This window comes from Streptomyces sp. NH27, from assembly GCF_056859195.1.
Map to the genome: position 1 here is coordinate 1 of NZ_JACEGK010000801.1, position 2,227 is coordinate 2,227.

The window sequence follows — 2,227 nt, forward strand, 5'->3', positions numbered from 1 at the left end:
CTTCGGACGTACGCCCCAGGTCCGAGGGCACGTCCCCGCCCTGGGGAGGGTGACGCCAGGGCACGCGGTGCGGGATAACTGGAGGCATGGACGAACAGCGGGCCGCGGCCTACCTCAAGCACATCGGCGCCGAGCGGCCGGTGCGCCCCGACCTCGACGCGCTGCGCGCGCTGCACCTGGCCCATCTGCGCACGGTGCCGTTCGAGAACCTCTCGATCCACCTCGGCGAGGACATCGTGCTGGCGCCCGACCCGCTGGTGGCGAAGATCGTGGACGGCAGGCGTGGCGGCTTCTGCTACGAACTCAACGGTGCCTTCGCCGAGTTGCTGCGCGCGCTCGGGTACGAGGTGGAGTTGCTGACCTGCCGGTCCTTCGGTGACGACGGCGAACTCGGCCCGCCCTTCGACCATATGACGCTGCGGGTGCGCACCGCGGACGGCGCCGCCTGGCTGGCGGACGTCGGCTTCGGCCGGCACAGCTACTTCCCGCTGTCCTACGGCAGCCGTGCGGAACAGCCGGAGCCCGGCGGCGTGTTCACGATACGCGAGGCGCCCGACGGCGACCTGGACGTGCTGCGCGACGACGAACCGCAGTACCGCGTCGAGCAACGCCCGCGCACGCTCGCCGACTTCGCCGCCACCAGCTGGTGGCAACGCACCTCACCGCTGTCCCACTTCCGCAAGTCCCTGGTGTGCTCCCGGCTCACCGCCGACGGCCGGGTCACGCTCAGCGGGCGCACCCTCGTACGCACCGCGGGCAGCTCCCGGCAGGAGCGCGAACTGCCCGGCCCCGCCGAGGTGCTGGCCGCCTACCGCAACCACTTCGGCATCGCGCTGAACCGCGAGCCCACGCTCGCCCCGGCGCCGTAGCGGCCCGGCACCGTAGCGGCCCGGCCCGCGCCGCCGCCGTCGTCGGAGCTCAACGCACGCCGCCCGCCCGTCCGTTGGGGTGGGCGGGCGAAAGGGGATCGGCTCAGACGTCCCAGGTGTGCCGCAGCTGCGCGAAGAACTCGTGGAACCCGGGGAACGTCTTCTTCACGCAGCCCGGGTCGTCGAAGGTCGTGCCCGGGGTGCGCAGGCCCGCGACGGCGAAGCTCATCGCGATGCGGTGGTCGGCGTGGCAGGCGATCTCGACGGGCTTCGGGGTGCCCGGCCGGATCTCGATCCAGTCCCGGCCGGTGGCGACCTCGATGCCCTGCGCCCGCAGGTTCAGCGCGCACGCCTCCAGCCGGTCGCACTCCTTGACACGGGTGTTGTAGACGTCCTCGATCCGGACCGGGCCGTCCGCGAACGGCGCGATGGCGGCGAGGGTGGGCATCGTGTCGGAGATGTCCCGCATGTTGACGGTCAGGCCGGACAGCCGCCCGGTGCCGGTCACCGTGGTGGCGTCCGTGGTGGTCTCGACCGCCGCGCCCATCCGGCGCAGCACCTCCACGAACCGCAGGTCGCCCTGGAGCGCGTCGCCGCCCAGCCCCGGCACGGTCGCGGTGCGGCCGGCCAGCGCGGCCGCGGCGAACACGTAGCTCGCGGTGGAGGCGTCCGGCTCGATCGGGTAGTCCTGCGCGTGGTAGCCGCCCGGCGGCACCACGAAGGTGTCGCCGTCGCGGACCACGTCGACACCGAAGCGGCGCATCATCGCGAGGGTGATCTCGACGTAGGGCACCGACACGATGCCGGTCACCCTGATCCGCAGCCCCTCCGCGGTGAGCGGGCCGACCAGCAGCAGCGCGGTCAGGAACTGCGAGGACAAGCTCGCGTCCAGGTCGATCGCACCGCCCTTGATGCCGTGCGCCTCCACCCGCAGCGGCAGGTGGCCGTCCTTCTCCTCGTGCACCAGATCCACGCCGAGGCTGCGCAGCGCCTCGGTCAGCGGGGCGACCGGGCGGCGGCGCATCTGCGCTGAGGCGTCGAAGCGGAACGTGCCGTGGCCGGCCGCCGCCAGCGCGGGCAGGAAGCGGGCGGCGGTCGCCGCGTCGCGGGTGAAGACGTCGGCGTGGTCGGCGGCGGGGCCGGCCGGGCGCCCGGTGATCCGCCACTCGCGGTCGGTGCGCCGCACGTCGTAGCCGAGCCGGGTCAGGCCCTCGGCGAAGCCTTCCGTGTCGTCGGAGAGCAGCGGATCGCGGAGCACGGTCACCCCGTCGGCGGCGGCGGCGAGGAACAGCGCGCGGGCGGTCACGGATTTCGAGCCGGGAACAGCGAGTACGGTCACCCGGCCGATTCTATGGGGG

At 73.4% G+C, this 2,227-nt stretch carries 2 protein-coding genes; one reads left to right on the forward strand and one right to left on the reverse strand.

The genetic code is table 11. The features are described from left to right. Window positions 1–86 precede the first annotated feature (86 nt). Window positions 87–869 (forward strand): arylamine N-acetyltransferase family protein, encoded by a 783-nt coding sequence (locus tag AC13HU_RS35980; RefSeq protein ID WP_483046200.1) that lies wholly within the window; start codon window positions 87–89, stop codon window positions 867–869. A 103-nt stretch (window positions 870–972) separates the two neighbouring features. Here AC13HU_RS35980 and aroA read toward each other — a convergent pair whose 3' ends face one another. Then, a complete protein-coding gene (gene aroA / locus AC13HU_RS35985) occupies window positions 973–2,208 on the reverse strand; it encodes a 3-phosphoshikimate 1-carboxyvinyltransferase (RefSeq protein WP_483046201.1) in 1,236 nt (411 codons plus the stop codon). Window positions 2,209–2,227 lie beyond the last annotated feature (19 nt).